Source organism: Prevotella falsenii DSM 22864 = JCM 15124, from assembly GCF_000613945.1.
Lineage (GTDB): Bacteria > Bacteroidota > Bacteroidia > Bacteroidales > Bacteroidaceae > Prevotella > Prevotella falsenii.
Window position 1 is genome coordinate 1 of sequence record NZ_BAJY01000021.1, and the last position, 18,379, is coordinate 18,379.

Here is an 18,379-nt window from a genome sequence, read left to right on the forward strand (position 1 = left end):
ATCGCCACGCGTCGTTGCAAAGATGTAGTGTTCGCCTCCATCGCGCAGTTTCAACCGCTTTTTAAGCTCGTCTACCCGCATCGGAAAGTTCCTCACGGCGATGTTTGCCTGCGTTATATCTGCCAAGCACGGCGCAATTCTTTCTTGTTCAGCGTGCAAACCTTTACGATTTGGAACTTTCTGCCGGGGAATTTGGGCAGAAAGTCGGGCGAAACAAACAAGTGGGAATTGTGCCCTAACGCTGCTACACCGTATGTTTCGCTCAGTTGAGCAAAGCAACCCGCTTTCATTATCGAAGCGTTCGGCTCGTAAAGATAAGGCGGAAGAATGGCGTTTCTGTCGAGAATGCGCTGTTGGGGCGTGTTTTCTTTCTCACCGTAAGTACCTTCTTCATAGCTGAAAACATCGTTGTCGTTTACGCAAAACACCTTAACCGCATTGTCTTCATTTCCGTTTCCCGTTTTGTTTCTGTCGGTAAGTACCAGCAAAAGCTCTTTGCACTCGTTTCCAACCGACACGATGTGCACCTCTGTAACGTATTTCAGTTGCGCAACGGCACGATGCCAGTCTAACATAGGCGAAAGTTTCAGCACCACGAAATGGCTCTTTTCCACCATTTCACCGCACATTTCCAACACGTTGGGCTCGCAATCTTCCATCGAAACCACCTTGCCCCCATTGCCGTTGCGGCGTGCCGGGTCTAAGAAAAGAACCGAAATGCTGTCTAACTGCTGTAAAACTTCGATGAAATCGCCGTTTTTCGTAGTGATATTGTTTAATCCCAAACACTTGAAATTTTGTGTTGCAATGTTGTAAAGTTGCTCGTTTCGTTCTACATAGAGTGCCTTCTTGAAAGGTTTCGATATATACGAGAAGTCTACACCGAAGCCTCCTGTAAGGTCTGCAAAAGAAGGTTCGCTCTCCGTTGGAAGCTCTTTCAGCAGGCGAACGGCAATTTTCTGCTTATACAAAGCAGTTTGTTCGCTCGAACATTGTTCCATATTCAGATGTGGCGGATATACCATACCCTCCGTATTCGCCCATGCTGGCAATTTCGTTCGTGCCAATTGCCGCCCTCTTATTTGGTCGAGTGCGTAGGGCAAGTCCACCTTTGGAAAGCGTTTTGCTAAGAGTGCGAGCGTTCTAACATCGTCGTTAGCGTGCTGTCGGATAAATTCTGAAGTTTCCAAGTGCTGTGTATAATGTTGTAGGAAAAGTTATTTCACCACCTTTAGATGTGCTTTTGCCCAAGCACGGGTGCAGAGATTAAAATGCCACCACTCTGTTCTCAATGGTTGAAAACCGGCCGTTTTCATTACACGGCGCAGCAATTGTCGGTTCTCAATACTTTCTTTCGTAAGTATTCCTTTTGCCAACAGCTGCTGTTCCTTGTCGATATGGCTCTCGTAGCCCAAGTGGTCTACCTTCACACCCATCGGAAGGGTATCTATCCTACAAGGTGTTGCACCGTCGCGCCATCGTTTTTCGCTCCACGATGCTTTGCAAAGGCTGATGTCTACTGCCATTCCGTAGTTGTGCATACCCCCTCCGTTGGCAGGGTTCGATACGTAAAAGCTGTGGTCGGTATGCTTTACGGCGTCCCACATCGTTTGTTGCACGCTCATCGGGCGTGTTGCATCGAAGACGATGAGGCTTAAATCGGGGCGAAGTCGCTTTAGTTCGGCTTGTGCCTTCTTCAAGGCTGCGGCGCATTGGGGCAATGCGTAGGCTTCGCGCAGGTTGGTATAAAGCTGTTTTTGGCAGAAGTTGTCGGTTCGTGCATACATCAAAGCCACCTTTATAGTGGGGTCTACGCTCTTTATATCCACCAATCCTTGCTTTTCCATATACTGTGCCGTTGCCGACTTTCCCGATTGCTTGCCGGCTACCTGCGTCGGTTTTTTGCCATTTCTATCTTGCAAATTCAGCACTGCAAAGCTCGAAACAACAAGCCAAAGTGCTAAAAATATCCATTCTTTCTTCATCACAGTGTGTTTATTTCTACACAAAGTTACAACATTATCTTGTCAATGGCGAACTTATTGTGCGGAAAATAGCATACCGCCCATACTCTTTCTGCTTGTCCAAAGGCTGTTGCACCTACCGAAACAGTTTGTTTGCCAAATTATTTACGTGTAGAAAAATATTTATTTACACGTAAAGAAATATTTACTTACATGTAGAAAAAGAATTATTTACATGTAAGTAATTTACCGATGTGCTGTTTTTGTTTCATAAAAGTAATATGGAAAAAGGTAAACGGTGCAGCCGGCGGACGACAAATTTCATACTTTCATTTTGGTATTTTTCATTAAAAGGATTACCTTTGCACGTATAAATCATACTTTTACGTAATGAAAATGTATTTAAAAGAATAGTTGCAGGCGGTTTCCTTGTAGGAATGACAGCTCTGATTAGCGGTTGTGCCGGCGAAAAATTTCACGTTGAAGGAACGATAGGTAATGCCCAAGACTCTGTGCTTTACTTTGAGCACAACGGTTTGACAGGTTTTACCACCGTAGATTCGGTGAAGCTCGACGAGAAAGGTGCGTTCTCATTTGCCGGCGACAAGATAGACAACCCCGAATTTTACCGTTTGCGCATTGCCGGACAGATTATAAATATCGCCATCGACTCTACCGAAACGGTGAAAGTAACTGCAAAGTACCCACAAATGGCAACCGAATACGATGTCAATGGGTCGTATGAGAACGAGAAAATAAAGGAATTGGCTCTGAAACAAATCAACTTGCAAGCCCAGTGTCAGGCACTTTACAGCCACCAACCCGAAGTTGCCGACTCGGTTGTAGAGGTGCTTGTGCAAACTTACAAGGAAGATGTAGCCCGCAACTACATTTATAAAGAACCGATGAAGGCGTACAGCTATTTTGCACTCTTTCAGTTTATTGTCGTAAACAACGAGGCGCGCCTTATCTTCAACCCTGCTAAAGACCCCAAGGACAATAAGGTTTTCGGTGCAGTAGCTACGAGTTGGGACTCCTTCTATCCTCATTCGGAACGCGGACAGAACCTGCACAACATTACGATTAAGAGTATGCGCGACGACCGCATCGCATCTGCCAATAAGCAACAGGTGGAGATTAGAGCCGAAGAAACGGGCGTAATAGACTTGCCTTTGCGCGATAACAGAGGGAAAATGCACCATCTTACCGACCTGAAAGGAAAGGTAGTGTTGCTTAATTTCCACGTTTTCTCGCTCCCGGAATCGCCCGAATACATCATGAAGATGCGCGAACTATACGATACATACCACGCAAGAGGATTGGAAATCTATATGGTTTCTCTCGATGAAAACGCGCATTTCTGGAAGGAAAGCGTTGCAAGTCTGCCTTGGATTAACGTTTACGACGACACGGGCATTAGCGAAGCCTACACCGGTGCTGCCACTGCGACACCTATTATCTATCTTATCGACCGCAACAACATAGTTGTGAAGAACCCTGCGCAGATTAAAAATCTGCCCAAAGAGATAGAAGCGTTGTTGTAAAACGGTATTGACACGTTATAAACGGCGAGCCGCTGTTCCCACATTGTGCAGGAACAGCGGCTCGTTTCGTATTTGTAACGATGGAACAGTGGGGATTTCGTTACAGCGTATATTGCTTCAGCACCGCTCCTTCCATATCGTAGGCAGTGAAAGTGCCCTGCTCGTAGGTCATAAATGTTGCCACATTGCCTCCCTTGGGAAAAGTAATGGAGCCGGTGTTGCAAATGAGTGTACCCGCTTGCGGTGTAATTTCCCACAGGTGTGTATGCCCGTAGACCACGGCATCGAACCGACCTTGCGGCATCTTCTCCTTATTATATACGTGTCCGTGCGTAAGAAACAACTTCCTGCCTTCGTCTACCAATAGCAGGTAATCGCCAAGAATAGGGAAGTTGAGCAACATTTGGTCTACCTCGCCATCGCAGTTTCCGCGAATTGCCACAATGTCTTTGGCACGCGCATTCAGCAGTTCTACAATGCCTTTGGGGTCGAGTCCCTCCGGAAGAGAGTTGCGTGGACCGTAGTTTAATATATCGCCCAATATGCAAAGCATATCGCAATGCTGCTCGTCGTAGAACTTCAACACCTTTTCCAAGGCAGGGCGGCAGCCGTGAATATCTGACACCAATAAATATTTCATACTATTACTTTTTCCGACAAAGATACTATCTTTAATTCATAATTTCAGTTTTTTATGCTTGGAATTGTGTTTCGTAAATATTTTTTGTTATCTTTGTGATATATAAACATCAGACGGAAAGGAGCGATACTATGGAAGTGAAAGACGTATTTGAACTGAGAAAGCAAGGTAAAATAGAGGAAGCGTACAACGCTATCCGCCCTATGTATGCGGCACACAAGGGGCATTACACCACGATGGCTATGTTTTGGGTGGGTGTAGACGTAATGCGGCTGCGCTATCAGCAACGCCGATTGGAAGAAGCATATAAGATATTTCAGAGTTTATTGCGCCTTTATCCGACCATGGACGACAGTAGTTTGCGCGGACAGGCTACGATGCTGCGCGCCGCCATGTTTGTTTTCGACCATAGTACCACCTTTTCCATTCTCGATTTCATAACCGAATGGGGCATAGAAAAGCTGACGGACGACGATTGGTTGATGACACAGAGCAACGGGCACCCCGTTCAGTCGTTGGGAATGCGTATTGTCGGCAAGGTGTTTAAGGAAGTTGAGGGAAACCCTACGGTAGAAATGGCACTGAAGGCTGCCCCCATTCTTGCCGAATCGTTGAAGCACAGTCCTTACAATCCTAACAATCAACGCTACAAAGCAACGATTTACACCATCATGGGGAAGCGCGACAAAGCGATAAACATATATCGGCATTTGCTGAGAAACCACCGCCGGCCGTACCTTTATCAGAAATTGGCAGAACTGATAACCGACAAACAGCTTAAAATAGCTTTGCTGACGCGCGCCATTTCTACACAACGAGAAGAGAAATTCCGACAACGGCTGCGCTTTACGCTCGCTAACCTACTGTTCAACCATGACAAACCGCATGCAAAATATGAATTGGAGAAGTGTATTGCTGCACGTAAAGCTGCCAAATACTCGATTACTTGGGAGATGCAAAACCTTATTGCCAGCTTGGAAGAGGTGGTTGCTGCGAGCGAAATAGACCAAAAAGCCTTTTACAGAGAGCAGGCAGCGGTGGTAGAAAAGTATGTGCAGACGGTTGGAATGCCTTAGCTTGAAGTACGTTATGTGGCATTCAACCCCGTAAAATCGACTTTAACAGTCTAATAAATGGTAGTAACCGCCGGCCATTGTCTTTATTATTCCCTTCATTTCCAATTCGAAAAGCAAAGCCATAAGGCGCGCCATTGGCAAATTAGCTTGTACCGAAAGCATGTTGATTTGTAGGTCGTTTTGCTTTTGCAGTGCATTTACAATCGCCTTTTCGTCGTCGCTAAGGTCGGGAAACAGCGAGCGTTCGATGCCCTGTTGTTGTGCTTTTTCGAGCTTTATGTCGTTGTCCCAGTTCATCGCCTTTGCCAAATCGTAAGCCGAAGTAATGAGACTGGCACCGTTGTCGCGAATTAAGTTGTTGCAACCTTCGCTGTATTCCGCGCCGATAGCACCGGGAAAGGCAAACACATCTCTGCTATAACTACGTGCTATGCTACATGTGATAAGTCCTCCGCCCTTGTTTGCCGATTCGATAAGCAAGGTTGCGTCCGCACAGCCTGCCACTATGCGGTTGCGTTGCACAAAGTTCTTGGGCACAGGTTGCGTCTTTGTGGTGTATTCGGTAATAATTCCGCCCCTTTTTTGGCACATTTCCTTTGCCGTTTCGGTGTGCATTCGGGGATAAACAGTGTCTAATCCGTGCGCCACAACACCTACCGTGTCCAACCCATTGGCAAGGCTTTCGCGGTGCGCACAGATGTCTACGCCATACGCCAAGCCGCTGAATACGAGCACATCGGGGCAAACAGACTTCAGTTCGCGTATGAAAACACGAATCAAATCGCGTCCGTACCGGGTGCAGTTGCGTGTTCCTATAATGTTCAGTGTGCGCTGTTTGTTCAGGTTGGCGTTGCCACGCTTGTATAAAACCAACGGTGCGTCAGCACATTCGCGCATGCGTTGCGGATAGTTTTCGTCGTTGAAGCAAAGCACCTCTATACCATGCTGCTCGTCGTATTGCAGTTCGCACTCGGCAAAAGGCAGCATATCGTTTAGGTTCTTCAGTCCTTCTACAAGGTGTTTCGAGGCATCGGGCAGTATGTCGCGTATGTTGTTCCGATGCTCATAGACAGCCGTTGCCGACCCGGTCTTTTGGTAAAGTTCGAGCAAGGCGGGCAGATTGAACCCACTTGTACGTGTTAATGCAATGGCATAGAGGTGTTCTTGCTTCATCGTTTCTGTTTGTTTTTATTCTCGCTGTTTTATTCTTGTTTCAGGAAAGGAGCGAAAGCCTCATCGTATTCCTTGCTTTCGCCGAGCTTTCCATTGGTCAGTATAACGAGCGTTACATCGGCATGAAAGCACAATCGTTCGTCGCTTGCACGGTAAAGGTCCTGTGTAAATATGTAGCGAATGCCTTCTTTCTTCATTGCCAATCGAGATATAAATTCGTCGTCGCATGCCAATGGCGTCTTGTATTCCAAGCTCATGCGCGCCACAACAGGGTCTATGCCCTTTTCGTGCAGCTTTGAAAAGCTGATGCCAAGCGACTGAATAAAGCGGTGGCGTGTATGTTCTGTGTAGTGCAGATAGTGTGCGTTGTTCACAATACCTTGTATGTCGCACTCGTAGTCGCGTACTTCCATTCTGGTTTCGTAGATGTAATTAGTGTTTTTTTTCATTGTTCTTGTTTCTTTTGTTTTAAGTATTCATATCCTATTCTGCACCGTAAACACTCCTTACGGTCGCAATAATCTTTTTTCAATTGTATCAATGCCTGCGAATCGCCGCCGTTTTCCACTTTCAGACCCACCTCTTCCCACATTCTTACAATATGGTTTTTCTCGGCTTTCAAGGCTTCCAAGAATGCGAAAGCGCGGTCGCAGAGCTTTTCAGACATCTTGTATCTGCCGTAAGCAAACAAGATGGGCACGACGGTATTGATGATAATGAGTTCTATTGACGCTTTCGACAGGTTCTTCTTCGACTGCCTGCTGTCGTTGCCACCGAAGGTATAATGCGTTTCCCAATAGGGTGTTACCTGTGTTTGCAGCAGTTCCGTAACTTCTTTTATAGTGGTGCAATCTATCAGTTCTGCCAGTCCTGACCGTCGGTTGTAATAGAGTTGTGCAAGCTGTGCAATGCGAATGTAGGGAAAGTTCTGCGGTCGCAACCTTAGAAATCGCCATTGTTGAGCATCTATCGGTGTGAGAGAGAACTTGTGTGCCAAGTATTTGTATTCGCTTTGCAACCGCCGGAAGTATGCATCGGCTATAACTTTTTCGTGGTGTTGCTTAGGTAACGCATCGGCTTGAAGCAGCCCTGCCTGTCCCATAAATATCGCTTCTACCTGAAACAAGTCGTCGCGATGATGGTCTACGGCGTGAAACGGAATCGATTTTGCCCATTGCTCGAAGGCGTCGCCGTTTATTCCGAACCCGAAGTTGCGTGCCAACGACACGAAGTAGGTGGCTTCCCAATTGCCATTGCAAGCCTTCAGACGTTCTGAAATGGCAGTTGTGCGTTGTTCCAACCGCTCGGTTTGCAATGCGCTCAGCCAAGAATGAACCGTCAGCCTTGATAGTTCGGGAACTATTTTATAGCAGGGCGGATAAGCATCGGCATCGAGCAACTCTTTGTAGTTCAGCTTTACAGCTTGCGGAACGGGTAGCACAAGTTGTGGCGGAACATCGCCGTTTTGTTTCCTTACCGTAGTGTCCGCCTGTTCCACAACGTGCAAAACAACGTTATTGTAGTGCGCATCGGTGTCGTGTCTGTGTGTAAACCAGTCGGAAGCCTTATCGTGTATCTCCACATTGCCCACCCACAGCGTACCGTCTATCTTTACTTTGGCGTTGAAGAAGTCGGGTCCTGCATTGCTGTTGGGCAATCCGACGTCTATCACTTCTACCGATTGATTGTCGGTAGTAACGAGTTGTGCGAGCGGAAATAGTCTGTGTTTCCAAACATAGTGGATAAGTTTTTCCATAGTCGGTAATGCTTTGCGAGGACAAAAATACAAAAAATAGTCCGAAAAATGAAGAAGTTTCATCGTTTTTCCATTATAAAAGGAAAACGGAGGTAGCTTTTTCATCTGTTTTCGCTTATTGGAAAGAGGGGCGTTGTGTGCTCTTACGAACCTTATGGAATAGGCAGAAAGAAAGCAATAAAGGCGTAAACATTTTTAGCAAGCACAGCTATCGTATAGCTACCTCATCGTCAAAGCATTATAAAACCTATTGTTTGACGTTCCGAAAGCGCAATTATTATTTTTTTATGGAATTGTCTTCACAAAGTAAGCGTAACGATAACGCCTTATTTTCGTTCTCTTCCATTATCTCGCGCTCGCCCGGTCCTTTGTCGTTAATGCCGCAAAGATGCAGCACACCGTGAATAATGACACGGAAAAGCTCTTCTTCGTAGGTCTTTCCGAACTTTTCTGCATTGGTACGAACGGTATCGAGCGATATTACAATATCACCATTGAGCACGTTGCCCTCGCAATAATCGAAAGTAATGATGTCGGTGTAGTAGTCGTGTCCAAGATATTCGTTGTTCACTTCCAATATTTTCTCGTCATCAACAAACATATAACCTATCTCTCCCACCTTACGGTTGTGGGTCGCTACCACTGCTTTTATCCAGCGTGTGGTATCGCGTTTTCCTATCTTTGGGAGCTTTACGCCCTCTGCGTTGTATGTTATCATTCTTCGTTTGTTTTATCGTTTCTGTGGCAGAAATTCGCTAACGTCTCTGCCAAAGTGTATAAGTTCGCGCACAAGGCTTGAGCTAATGTTGGCAAACTGTGGTTCAGCCACAAGCAATAAGGTCTCCATACCGCCTAAAAGGCGATTTATATCCGCCTGTTGGCGTTCGTATTCAAAATCTTTTACGCTGCGCACGCCTTTTATAAAGAATGTGGCTTGCTCGCGTTTGGCAAAGTCTACGGTAAGGTCGGTATAGGCTTTCACCTCTATCTGTGGCACATCGGCATAGAGTTGCTGTATGGCAGACACGCGCCGGTCGGTGGTTTGCATATATTGTTTGCGCTCGTTTACACCTACACCGATAACTATTTTGTCGAACAAAGGCAATGCCCGACGCACAATAGAGTCGTGTCCGACGGTGAAAGGATCGAAACTTCCCACAAACAAACCTATACGTTCCGTGTGCCCGCTTTTATTTACCATATACTTTAAAGTTCTGTTCGTATCTGTTACTGAAATCTTTTTACTGTCAATACCTATCCGTTCTACTTGCTATCGGAAAAGTGCATAGAAATGACTCTTCGGCTTGCTGCTCACTACCATACTGTTCTTGGACGGCGCAGAGATGGTTAGTCCGCTGCAGGTCTTTATGCGATGCGAGCCTGCATTGGTCAAAGAAGAGAAGTAGTATTCGGTATGGCGTTCGTATGGAACAAGTTGCGACAAAGCATCGTCGAACCGTTTGGTCAGTTCTGCATCGCCGGCGCAAAGTCGATGGATATAATCGGAGAAATCGAAGAATATCACAGGGACGTAGCCATCGAGTACCTGCAAGGCTGAACCGACGTCGGTACCCATTCGGTACTTATTGTGAACGGTGTCAAGCACGCCCATCATTGCATCGACCTTGCGACAATCGGTTACAGAAATTGTTCCGTAATGGTAAGCAATGCTGCCGATGGAGTAGTTGGAATAGAAGTTATAGAAAGCCTCTACTGCATTTTTGTAGTCGGGTTGCGTAGGCGACAGGTACTTCCACATTTCGCGATAAGGCATTCCGTGCCCCATTATCTCGGTTGGACAGCCTATAAGATAGTCGGTTACACGATTTAATTCGTAAGCTGTTTCGATATTCGCCATATAGCAATCGTCGAAGAGAAGGAACTGCAAATGGTTTATTTTGGAACGTCGTATTCCCTCCGCCAATTCGTCGATATTCATCTGAACAGCTCCACCGCCGAAGTAACGGGTCTGTCGAGTAATGGGTAAGCCCATCGCCTCGTTTCTATCTCGGTCAGCTGCAATGCGACGTTGCATCGATGCAGAGGCTGTTTTGGCATATATCCAGCCTACGCCGTGCGAACCAATCATCATTGAATAAACATGTGCAGGAGCAACTTCAGCCACCTTATTCAATAATGTGGTCATCTTTTCGGCGGTCTCCATAGCACCGTCGTCGTAGGTTTTGAGCGTATCATTATAACACTTTCCGTCGCGGTAAGTAACATTAATAAGATGGCTTTTATCTATCGAGTTGGCTATTAAAATAAGTAAGTTGGTGTTGTTCAAGCCTCCTTGCTCGACAATACCTTTCTTCATATCATTGATATTGTTCATGAAGAAGTCATACAAGTTCTGACTTGCCCCTGTCCAAGGCATATAAACAAATATTGTTTTCTCTTTCGTGGAGGACTTATCGTCAGGGGCGTCGCTCTCTTTGCTGCAGGAAACCAAGGTCGCAGCAACGAAGATGCACAAAAGCATAAAGGCACTGCCAAAGCGTTTAAACGACTTTTGGCACACCGTAAATAAATATGGAAATAAACATTTCATTGTCTATCAATCGGAATAATATTTCTATTTGACTTGCAAATATAACAATAAAATAGCAAAATCGTTGGTTCACAACCGTTTTTTAAGCATAAAACCATCACATTCACAATTATTAGTAACGGCTAACAGCCTTAACCGACGTGAGTTCGGCATACAATCGCTTTTTAAGAGAATTATCTTTACAAGACTAAACAAAAGAACTCTCTCCCTATTTCATTACCGGGCTTGCTTAAAAACATCTGCGGGAAAGCCTATTTAACCTGCTTTCTTATGCCGAACTCACGCTAATTAGGGCAATAATCGACCAATAAAAATCCCACAACGCTTTTGCATTGTGGGATTTTAATATAGCTTGAGTGGCTTTAAAAGCCATTCGGAATTTGCTGTAAACGATTAATCGGCAAGCTTTGCCTTGATAAACTCGCGGTTCAAGCGAGCAATGTTGGCAATAGACTCGTTCTTTGGACACTCTGCTTCGCACGCACGGGTGTTTGTACAGTTACCAAATCCGAGTTCTTCCATCTTCATAATCATTGCTTTTGCACGTTTAGCAGCCTCCGGACGACCTTGTGGAAGGAGTGCCAACTGGCTTACCTTAGAAGAAAGGAAGAGCATTGCCGAACCGTTTTTACATGCTGCAACGCACGCACCGCAACCGATACACGTAGCGCAGTCCATTGCTTCGTCAGCAGCTTCCTTAGGAATAAGGATGGCATTAGCATCTTGTGGCTGTCCTGTACGAATGCTTGTGTAGCCGCCGGCTTGAATAATCTTATCGAATGCACCACGGTCTACCATGCAATCCTTAATTACCGGGAATGCGGCAGAACGCCATGGTTCAACTGTAATAACATCTCCATCGTTGAAACGACGCATGTAGAGCTGGCAGGTTGTTGCACCTGTAGCCGGTCCGTGTGGGTGTCCGTTGATGTAAAGAGAACACATACCGCAGATACCTTCGCGACAGTCATGGTCGAAGACGAAAGGTTCGTTGCCATCTTCGATAAGCTGCTCGTTGAGAATATCCAGCATTTCGAGGAATGAAGTATCGCCGGTGATGTCCTTCATTTCGAATGTATCAAAATGACCTTGTGCAGTAGGTCCGTTCTGACGCCATACTTTAAGCGTGAAACTTATTGTTTTTTCCATTACGTTGATTTCTTTTTAATGTGTTGCAAAGCAACTTTGACCTAAATTAGTTCTTGTAGTTACGTGTTTGAACCTTAATTGCCTCGTACTCGAGCGGTTCCTTTATGAGTTCAGGAGCAACGGTATCGCTGCCCTTATACTCCCAGCAACCTACGTAGAAGTAATTTTCGTCATCGCGCTTAGCTTCGCCTTCTTCGGTCTGATATTCTTCGCGGAAGTGTCCACCGCAGCTCTCATTGCGTGAAAGTGCATCGTAAGCTACAAGTTCACCCATTGTAATGAAGTCGCGAAGGTGGATAGCCTTGTCGAGTTCTACGTTGAGTCCTTCCTTGCTTCCCGGTATAAAGAGGTTGGTTTCGAACTCTTTGCGTATTTCTTTCATCTTTTCCAAGCCGGTCTTCAAGCCTTCTTCTGTACGCCCCATGCCGACATATTCCCACATGATACGACCAAACTCCTTATGAATAGAGTCTACGCTGCGCTTGCCCTTGATGTTCATAAGACGGTCGATTTCGTCTTGCACGCCCTTTTCAGCCTTAGCAAATTCGGGGTGGTCGGTAGGTATTTTGCCCCAAAGTGCTTGGTCTGCCAAGTAGTTTTGTATAGTATAAGGTAGCACGAAGTACCCGTCAGCCAAACCTTGCATCAATGCTGATGCACCGAGACGGTTAGCACCGTGGTCAGAGAAGTTGCATTCGCCGATGGCAAAGAGTCCTTTGATAGTGGTTTGCAATTCGTAATCTACCCAGATACCGCCCATTGTGTAGTGGATAGCAGGGTAAATCATCATCGGGTTGTAATACTTAACGCCATTGATTTCCTTAGCCAACTCGCCCGGATTTACGTCGGTGATTTCCTCGTACATATCGAAGAGGTTGCCATAACGCTGGCGGATAACGTCCAATCCAAGACGGTTGATACTTTCAGAGAAGTCAAGGAACACAGCCAAACCGGTGTTGTTTACACCGAAACCGTGGTCGCAACGCTCCTTGGCAGCGCGTGAAGCCACGTCGCGAGGTACCAAGTTACCGAATGCCGGATAGCGGCGTTCCAAGTAATAGTCGCGTTCTTCTTCCGGAATATCCGAACCTTTCTTTGTTCCTGCCTGCAATGCCTTAGCGTCTTCGATGTTCTTTGGAACCCATATACGACCGTCGTTACGCAATGATTCTGACATCAATGTGAGTTTAGACTGCTTGTCGCCGTGAACAGGAATACAGGTTGGGTGAATCTGAACATACGCAGGATTTGCAAAATAAGCTCCCTTGCGATAGCATTGAACAGCTGCTGTACAGTTGCAACCCATAGCGTTGGTAGAAAGGAAGTATGCGTTACCATAACCACCCGTAGCGATTACGACTGCATTTGCAGAGAAACGCTCAAGCTCACCGGTAACCAAATTCTTGGCGATGATGCCACGTGCGTGGTCATCAACGATAACAACGTCTTCCATTTCGTAGCGTGTGTAAAGTTTCACACGGCCATCGTGAACTTGCTTGCTCAATGCCGAATAAGCACCGAGCAGAAGCTGCTGACCTGTCTGTCCCTTTGCATAGAAGGTACGCGATACCTGTGCGCCACCGAAAGAACGGTTTGCCAACATACCGCCATATTCGCGTGCGAAAGGTACACCCTGTGCCACACACTGGTCGATAATGCTGTTTGAAACTTCTGCCAAACGATACACGTTTGCTTCACGAGCACGATAGTCGCCGCCCTTTACGGTATCGTAGAACAAACGGTAAACAGAATCGCCGTCGTTCTGATAGTTTTTTGCAGCGTTGATACCCCCCTGTGCAGCAATAGAGTGGGCACGGCGTGGTGAATCCTGAATACAGAAGTTGTAAACAGTGAAACCCATTTCGCCAAGCGATGCTGCAGCACTGGCACCTGCCAAGCCTGTACCAACCACAATAACATCGAGCTTTAATTTATTCTTAGGATTAACCAAACGCTGGTGAGCCTTATAATTGGTCCACTTCTCTGCTACTGGTCCTTCCGGGATTTTAGAATCTAATATTTTAGCCATAATCTTGTATCTTTCTATTTTAATGAATTAAGCAACACAGCAAAGACTTGGTGCGCAGCCAAATGCAAAAGCGAGTACAACAATCAAGAAACCTAACATGAGAAGTGAGGTGTAAATCAAACCAATCGTCTTCCAACGGTTGAACCAAACCTTACCATTGATACCGAGGGTCTGCATAGCTGACCAGAAACCATGTGAAAGGTGGAACCAGATAGCGCAAATCCAGACAATGTAAAGTACTACAAAAACCGGATTGGCAAATGTCTCTTTAATGTAAGCGAAGCCGTCTGCCGGGTGGAACTGTGTGTGCATACCTACAATTTCGGCAAACATCATGTTGTACCAAAAGTTGAACAAGTGAAGCAACATACCCAAAAGGACAATGATACCCAATACCAACATGTTCTTAGATGCCCATTCCACCTTTGGACTTGAACCTGTTACGGCGTAACGTTCGTTACCACGTGCGCTACGGTTCTGCGCAGTAAGAATGAATGCGTAAACGATGTGCGCCACTGTCAGTGCCCCGAGAGCCAACGTAGCTACTACCGCATACCAATTCGCACCGAGAAATTCACAAATCATGTTATAGGCTTCGCCTGAGAAAAGCGCAACAACATTCATCGACATGTGGAATGTCAGAAATAGAATAAGTGCAATACCGGTTACGGACATCACAACTTTTCTACCAATAGAAGAATTGATTAACCACATAAATAATGTTCTGTTTTTAAATATTTAAACTGTTTGAATTAATTGTCTCTTTCGTGAACGCACACACTAAAAGCATGCTAAAACATATCATTCTCATTAGCAAATACCCATAAGTTGGTATCAAATGGGGACGTATTCGATGCAAAAATACTATAAAATAATGACTATACAAAGTTTTTTTATGAAAAACAGCCATAAAAAACCTACTGAAAACGTAATATTGACAGCGTCTAAACAAGGAGTAAAAAACAAAATGTAATTCCAAACTCTGTTAATGGGAAACACAAAAAGGAAGAAGTGGCGAAAAAAGCGACAAAAGTTAAGCGGAAACAGCATTTACAGCTATAACAAGTAAGCAGCGATTTCTAAAAATAAAAAACATTCTATTCATAGAAACAATATAAAATCTAAGAATACTATAAAACCAATAAACAAGCTGTAAAATACGCCTCTAAACATTAAAACTTTTTAAAATGCCTCGCCGAATTTAACACGAGAGAAAACAACGAAATAGAATCGTGAAACATTAAAAATAGCTCTTGAAAATCGAAAAAGCAAGAACCATTTTTCAAAAGCGTAGGTTTTGCAATGCAAAACCTACGCTTTTACCGTGCAAAACCTACGGTTTCGCAACGCCAAACAGGCACTTTCACTCGGCATTTTTGTTCCTTTTATTACTTTTTATGCCTTATACTCCACAACAAGAAATGCTTTTTATTTCACACATATACCCACAACATCATCTTAATGGCTGACTGACAGAAGGATAAATATTGCACGCAAAAAGTGCCCTTATTTGCAATCAACTTTCTTGTTATGCGAAAAAACGCGAGTATTCGGGTGTTTCACGGTTTATTTTTTAACACTTCCAAATGCTTGTTTTAGTTATTTTAACCAATAGGTAGGTATTCTTCGGCAATACAACGAACAATAGCTGAAAACAGCATATCGGAGAAACTTGCTCACAACAAAGCGGGTTCTATTTTGAATATAGCACCTTTCCGTCCCGCTTGACATTATTTATAAACGTTGGATTGGTAAGATTATCGAAGATATTCAAGTCAAAAAGATAAGGAATTCGAGAGTAATACAGCTTGGTGCGCAAGGTGGAAACCACTTCGCTTGTGAGTTTCTCTCCATACAACAACAAGTCTATATCCGATGTACGGTGGTAATCTCCACGTGCTCTCGACCCATAGACAACAGCTTGTTCTATTTCCGGAAGTTGGCGAAGAATGCCCAACAGTTCTTCCATATACTCGTTTTCAATACCAAATGCAGCCATAATTACACTCCTTCGGTTTCTGTTCGCAAACGCAAGTTCGCAAACAAATCCTGCAATATGGGGTAATAAGTTGTGATGATTTTATCAATAATATCCGTCTCCGTGTCTTCATCATAAACGTGAGAGGTCAGATTGCGGCTCTCAACCATATCAAACCAAGGGTTTGCATTCTCGATAATGCCCATAGCAAATGCCTTGCGAATAGCATCGCGAGAACCCATTACTTGTTCACCGTTCTGATACTCGGCATAGTTCTTCAGCAGTTTCCAAGCTGCCTCAAGCGTATATTCAAAACGCTGTATCATACCATCTTTCTCAAGATTGCTAAGCGGACGCCCGTGATATAAGTCTACAACTTCCGTCAATCTACTAAGTGCCTTGCCGAAAGTTGATAACCTTTGTATCCATCTAATTTGTATTTCTCCCATAATCAAGCATTGGTTATTTGTGCAAAAGTAACACATAAAAACGTGATTGACAAATTTTTGTATAAAAAGAAATACTTACTCGCAATGTCTAAAATAGCAAAAGGAAACAGGTTCGCAATAGCAATATGTCGGAATTGTGCTGCATAATTCAATTAAATTTCTTACTTTTGCCAAAAATTAAAAGCGGAATGAGCATTACTTTCAAATACGATGTGCTGGTCATTGGTGGCGGACATGCCGGTTGCGAAGCAGCCACAGCAGCTGCCAACATAGGCGCAAAGGTATGTTTGGTAACAATGGACATGAACAAAATTGCCCAAATGAGTTGTAACCCCGCAGTGGGAGGCATAGCAAAAGGGCAAATTGTGAGAGAAATCGACGCATTAGGCGGACAGATGGGTATTGTTACCGACGCCACAGCCATACAGTTTCGTATGCTCAACCGTTCAAAAGGACCTGCTGTCTGGAGTCCGAGAGCACAGTGCGACAGAGAGAAATTCATAACGGAATGGAAGAGAACGCTCGACCATACCGACAATCTTGACATATTTCAAGACCAAGCCGACGAACTCATCGTACAAGACGGGCGCGCCATCGGTGTGCGCACGATATGGGGAGTAGAGCTTTTTGCACGCACAGTAGTCGTTACGGCCGGCACATTCCTTAACGGACTGATGCACATAGGTAAACGACAGGTGGAGGGCGGACGGTGTGCCGAACCTGCTGTGCACAACTTTGCCGAAAGCATAACGCGTTGGGGGGTGCGAAAAGACAGAATGAAGACGGGTACACCTGTGCGCATCGACAAACGTTCGGTACATTTCGACGAGATGGAAGCACAGCCGGGAGAAAACGATTATCATCAGTTTTCATACTTCGGGCAACACAGAACGCTGCCACAGCTGCCTTGCTGGACGTGCAATACCAACGAGGAGGCACACGAAATTCTACGAGGGGGAGTGCCGGATTCGCCCCTTTTCAACGGACAAATACAGAGCACAGGACCGCGATACTGTCCTTCTATCGAAACCAAACTTGTAACCTTTCCCGACAAGAACACGCATCCGCTCTTCCTTGAGCCTGAAGGTGTGGACACAAACGAGATGTATCTGAACGGATTTTCTTCGTCTATGCCGTGGGAAATTCAATTAGAGGCATTGCGAAAGATACCCGCTTTGCGCGATGCAAAGATGTACCGACCGGGCTACGCTATCGAATACGACTACTTCGACCCCACACAACTGAAACCATCGTTGGAATCGAAGATTATTGAAGGATTGTTCTTAGCCGGTCAGGTAAACGGAACAACAGGCTACGAAGAAGCCGGCGGACAAGGTTTGGTAGCAGGAATAAATGCAGCACTGCTTTGTGCGGGCAGCGAGCCTTTCATTATGAAACGCGACGAAAGCTATATTGGCGTACTCATCGATGATTTAACGATGAAAGGAGTGGACGAACCGTATCGTATGTTCACATCAAGAGCCGAATACAGAATACTCCTTCGTCAAGACGATGCAGACGCACGACTCACCGAAAAAGCCTACGAAATAGGCATAGCAAAGCGCGACCGCTACGATTGGTGGCTCGAAAAGAAAGCAAGTATAGAACAAATAATCGACTATTGCGACAAAACAGCGATTAAACCAAACGAAATTAACGGTTTCTTAGACAGCATTGGCAGTTCTCCAATACAAGGTTCGTTTAAGATTTCCGAGCTTATTGCACGCCCGGGCATTAGCTTATACGGCTTGGCAGACCACCTACCCCACCTTAAAGAAGTATTGGAAGCATCGCCAAATAGAAAGGAAGAAATTACAGAAGCAGCCGAAATAAAAATAAAATATAAAGGTTACATCGAACGTGAACGCACTTTTGCCGAGAAAATGCGCCGTCTTGAAGACATCAAGATAAAAGGACATTTCAATTACAGCGCAATTCACGACCTCTCAACAGAGTGCCGCCAGAAGCTGGAGCGCATACAACCCGAGACGTTAGCGCAAGCAAGCCGAATTCCCGGCGTAAGTCCAAGCGACATAAACGTGCTTTTAGTGCTTATGGGAAGATAACTAT

16 protein-coding genes and 1 pseudogene are annotated in these 18,379 nt (G+C 45.2%); 3 read left to right on the forward strand and 14 right to left on the reverse strand.

Features of this window, described 5'->3' with window-relative positions:
* Positions 1–1,190: pseudogene (locus JCM15124_RS13855) on the reverse strand (THUMP-like domain-containing protein); the annotation flags it as partial.
* A gap of 27 nt (positions 1,191–1,217) precedes the next feature.
* Positions 1,218–1,985: a M15 family metallopeptidase gene (locus JCM15124_RS08460; RefSeq protein WP_024999079.1), complete on the reverse strand. Its 768-nt coding sequence runs from the start codon at positions 1,983–1,985 to the stop codon at positions 1,218–1,220.
* 416 nt (positions 1,986–2,401) lie between these two features.
* Here JCM15124_RS08460 and JCM15124_RS13860 point away from each other — a divergent pair, with 416 nt between their 5' ends.
* A complete protein-coding gene (locus tag JCM15124_RS13860; protein WP_051527374.1) occupies positions 2,402–3,508 on the forward strand; it encodes a TlpA disulfide reductase family protein in 1,107 nt (368 codons plus the stop codon).
* A gap of 100 nt (positions 3,509–3,608) precedes the next feature.
* Here JCM15124_RS13860 and yfcE read toward each other — a convergent pair whose 3' ends face one another.
* Entirely contained in the window at positions 3,609–4,148 is a 540-nt protein-coding gene (gene yfcE / locus JCM15124_RS08470; protein ID WP_024999080.1) for a phosphodiesterase, read from the reverse strand.
* A gap of 131 nt (positions 4,149–4,279) precedes the next feature.
* On the opposite strand from yfcE, the gene JCM15124_RS08475 reads away from it, so the two are divergent.
* Positions 4,280–5,224 carry a tetratricopeptide repeat protein gene (locus JCM15124_RS08475; protein WP_024999081.1) on the forward strand — a complete coding sequence of 315 codons (945 nt, stop codon included), beginning with the start codon at positions 4,280–4,282 and terminating at the stop codon, positions 5,222–5,224.
* Positions 5,225–5,266: 42 nt separating this feature from the next.
* Here the strand turns inward: JCM15124_RS08475 and dprA are convergent, their stop codons facing one another.
* From dprA to JCM15124_RS08535, 11 genes are all read right to left on the reverse strand, one after another.
* Complete coding sequence (gene dprA, locus JCM15124_RS08480; protein ID WP_024999082.1) at positions 5,267–6,397, reverse strand: DNA-processing protein DprA; 1,131 nt, start codon at positions 6,395–6,397, stop codon at positions 5,267–5,269.
* A 29-nt stretch (positions 6,398–6,426) separates the two neighbouring features.
* Complete coding sequence (locus JCM15124_RS08485) at positions 6,427–6,846, reverse strand: acyl-CoA thioesterase (RefSeq protein ID WP_014709129.1); 420 nt, start codon at positions 6,844–6,846, stop codon at positions 6,427–6,429.
* Positions 6,843–8,153 (reverse strand): DUF2851 family protein, encoded by a 1,311-nt coding sequence (locus tag JCM15124_RS08490; protein WP_024999083.1) that lies wholly within the window; start codon positions 8,151–8,153, stop codon positions 6,843–6,845. The genes JCM15124_RS08485 and JCM15124_RS08490 overlap by 4 nt, the downstream gene beginning before the upstream one ends.
* Positions 8,154–8,430: 277 nt before the next feature.
* Complete coding sequence (gene ybeY, locus JCM15124_RS08495) at positions 8,431–8,871, reverse strand: rRNA maturation RNase YbeY (RefSeq protein WP_024999084.1); 441 nt, start codon at positions 8,869–8,871, stop codon at positions 8,431–8,433.
* 12 nt (positions 8,872–8,883) lie between these two features.
* Positions 8,884–9,354, reverse strand: a complete 471-nt coding sequence (gene coaD / locus JCM15124_RS08500; RefSeq protein ID WP_024999085.1) for a pantetheine-phosphate adenylyltransferase — start codon at positions 9,352–9,354, stop codon at positions 8,884–8,886.
* A 69-nt stretch (positions 9,355–9,423) separates the two neighbouring features.
* Positions 9,424–10,704 (reverse strand): clostripain-related cysteine peptidase, encoded by a 1,281-nt coding sequence (locus JCM15124_RS08505; protein WP_198019132.1) that lies wholly within the window; start codon positions 10,702–10,704, stop codon positions 9,424–9,426.
* 393 nt (positions 10,705–11,097) lie between these two features.
* Positions 11,098–11,853 (reverse strand): succinate dehydrogenase/fumarate reductase iron-sulfur subunit, encoded by a 756-nt coding sequence (locus JCM15124_RS08510; RefSeq protein WP_024999087.1) that lies wholly within the window; start codon positions 11,851–11,853, stop codon positions 11,098–11,100.
* 46 nt (positions 11,854–11,899) lie between these two features.
* A complete protein-coding gene (locus JCM15124_RS08515) occupies positions 11,900–13,882 on the reverse strand; it encodes a fumarate reductase/succinate dehydrogenase flavoprotein subunit (protein ID WP_024999088.1) in 1,983 nt (660 codons plus the stop codon).
* A 27-nt stretch (positions 13,883–13,909) separates the two neighbouring features.
* Positions 13,910–14,596, reverse strand: coding sequence for a fumarate reductase (locus JCM15124_RS08520; protein WP_024999089.1), 687 nt, complete (start codon positions 14,594–14,596; stop codon positions 13,910–13,912).
* 979 nt (positions 14,597–15,575) lie between these two features.
* A complete protein-coding gene (locus tag JCM15124_RS08530; protein ID WP_024999090.1) occupies positions 15,576–15,881 on the reverse strand; it encodes a nucleotidyltransferase domain-containing protein in 306 nt (101 codons plus the stop codon).
* A 2-nt stretch (positions 15,882–15,883) separates the two neighbouring features.
* The gene (locus tag JCM15124_RS08535; RefSeq protein ID WP_024999091.1) at positions 15,884–16,309 is read right to left on the reverse strand and encodes a nucleotidyltransferase substrate binding protein; all 426 of its coding nucleotides are present in this window, start codon (positions 16,307–16,309) and stop codon (positions 15,884–15,886) included.
* A 194-nt stretch (positions 16,310–16,503) separates the two neighbouring features.
* On the opposite strand from JCM15124_RS08535, the gene mnmG reads away from it, so the two are divergent.
* On the forward strand, positions 16,504–18,375 hold the full coding sequence (mnmG, locus tag JCM15124_RS08540; protein WP_024999092.1) for a tRNA uridine-5-carboxymethylaminomethyl(34) synthesis enzyme MnmG: 1,872 nt from the start codon (positions 16,504–16,506) through the stop codon (positions 18,373–18,375).
* Positions 18,376–18,379 lie beyond the last annotated feature (4 nt).